The organism is Haemophilus sp. HMSC071C11 (assembly GCF_001837655.1).
GTDB classification, from domain to species: Bacteria; Pseudomonadota; Gammaproteobacteria; order Enterobacterales; family Pasteurellaceae; genus Haemophilus; species Haemophilus influenzae.
This window is the reverse complement of sequence record NZ_KV833441.1, coordinates 7344-8981: the sequence shown is the minus strand read 5'-3', so window position 1 is coordinate 8981 and position 1638 is coordinate 7344. Positions and strand designations below refer to the sequence as shown.

The 1638-nt window shown below is 40.8% G+C and carries 2 protein-coding genes and 1 pseudogene; all 3 read right to left on the bottom strand.

The window, feature by feature from the left end; translation table 11 throughout:
- Positions 1-386, bottom strand: a pseudogene (locus HMPREF2644_RS06765) (hypothetical protein); the annotation flags it as partial.
- Between the two features lie 61 nt (positions 387-447).
- Entirely contained in the window at positions 448-882 is a 435-nt protein-coding gene (locus HMPREF2644_RS06760; RefSeq protein ID WP_070828344.1) for a single-stranded DNA-binding protein, read from the bottom strand.
- Complete coding sequence (locus HMPREF2644_RS06755; protein WP_070828343.1) at positions 882-1526, bottom strand: translocation protein TolB precursor; 645 nt, start codon at positions 1524-1526, stop codon at positions 882-884. The genes HMPREF2644_RS06760 and HMPREF2644_RS06755 overlap by 1 nt, the downstream gene beginning before the upstream one ends.
- Between the last annotated feature and the right edge of the window lie 112 nt (positions 1527-1638).

Sequence of the window (1638 nt, the reverse complement as noted above, 5' to 3'; positions counted from 1 at the left end):
GTATTAGTCGCTGCCGACTGATCGCCTGTATTGGACACCTTGGCAGCATCCCAATCAACTTTACCTTTTATCCATTCAACGGCTTTTTTTATCATTTCCGGTAAGTTAATTTCGGTTTCGATCGTGATTTTTGCAGATGCAATTTTTGTATCATCACTATCTTTTGATGTTTCGCCGCTCATTTTAACTACAGCAAATTTACTTACCGCTGGACTGTAATAGCTAAGCACATCAAGCGGGTATTCGCAGGCGTGGAATCCACTCTCACAAGCCTTAACATTACCTTTATGCTCATACGTTTTGCCTACCTCATACTGATAACCTCGACAAGTCCAGTCTTGCTTAAACCCTTTATAAGCTATAATTTCTTTGTTTTCTTCAGCCATTTTTGTCTCTCAAATTTAGATAATAAAAAAGCCACTATTGGTTAGTGGCTTGTGGTGTAACTCAAAACGGAACATCATCATTAAACCCGTCTTGTTCAGCCGCTGCGTTTAATGGGTCGGGTTTTTCTTTGTCTTTGGTTGGCTGTTGTGTTTCATTTTTTGCCTTGCTGTCTAGCATTTCAAAGGATTGTGTCGCTACTTTAAGTGCGGTGCGGTTATTGCCGTTTTGGTCTTGCCAGCTTTCCTGTACTAGTTTTCCTGTTACGCAGATTTTTGAGCCTTTTTGCAGATATTGTCTTGCTACATCAGCAGAGTTGCCGTGTACCACAATGGGTATCCAATGCGTACGTTTAACTGTATTACCTTGTTTATCTCGGTAATCATCGCCGATAGCAAGATTAAATGTGGCAATTTGCCCGCCATTTTGGAATTGGCGGATTTCTGGGTCACTGCCTAAATGACCGACTAATATCACGGTGTTGGTATTACGTGCCATTAGCGCATCTCCTGTATAAGTTGTTGATAATATTCTTGAGCAATTTCTACTCGCTCTTTGATTTTCTCGATGATTTTCTCATCACGTTTAATTATGACCGTCGTGATACGTTTTTCTTGGGGGATTTGCTCAACCAAGTCAATGTATCTGTTTGGGTCGTCATAGCTTGATAATTGGTCATAAGGGGTAGGCAGGAGGACAAAATCAATCTGTGCCTCACTACAATCCCATAGCCACATATAGCCTTGCATTTGTGCGTCATACCCAGCTTTTTTAGCTTTTTCTTCCGCCTCATCAGCAAAAAAAGGGTGTGAGCCAATATCCCAAGAACATTTAGTGTCTATGATTAATTTTCGACTTGGCACATAAATATCGCACTCGCCTGTAATCCAATCGTTTTCACGTCTTTCCGTGTTCTTTTTAAGTGGTAAGCCACGTTTACGACCGCTTAACTTAATGGCTTGTTCTTCTAGTGCAATGCCTTTCTCGGTGTATTTATTCCCCTCAAAATCTCGATAACCGAATAAATCAAATTTCACTATCTTTCTCACCGCACTTTTTGCTGTAGCAGATATTCCGTTACCGCTTTTAGGCTTTACCATTAAATCAGCCAAGCCAGAGCATCTAGCTTTGAGTTGGTACATTTTATTTTCCTTCTATGGTTGAAATTATTTCGGTGTGACAGATTTTGCCGTCACAGTCTTGATTAAGATTTAGGGCGTGTGCCATATACACCACAAATGCACACACGAGCGT